Below are 255 nucleotides of genomic sequence, written 5' to 3' on the forward strand. Positions count from 1 at the left end.
ATCATCGCCAACTACTACATGTCCCCAAGCTCGCCGGACGTGAAGCTGATGCAGTACGTGTCCAGCGTAGCCTGCATGTCCCACGCGCCGTTCATTGCCGCGGCCGGTCCGAAGTTCTTCGGTCTGGAAAGCTTCACCGGCCTGCCGGATCTGAAAGATCTGAAAGACCACTTCGAAGGCCCGCAATTCGCCAAATGGCAGAGCTTCCGTACTTCGGAAGACTCCCGCTACGTTGGCCTGACCGTGCCGCGTTTC

Annotated in this window: 1 protein-coding gene; it reads left to right on the forward strand. The window is 58.8% G+C overall.

All coding sequences use genetic code 11. The annotated features are described in order from the left end of the window. On the forward strand, positions 1-255 hold a 255-nt coding region (locus ACIQVE_RS27640), incomplete at both ends, for a type VI secretion system contractile sheath domain-containing protein (RefSeq protein WP_402814722.1).

It is taken from the genome of Pseudomonas sp. NPDC098747, from assembly GCF_044760045.1.
Taxonomy (GTDB): Bacteria; Pseudomonadota; Gammaproteobacteria; order Pseudomonadales; family Pseudomonadaceae; genus Aquipseudomonas.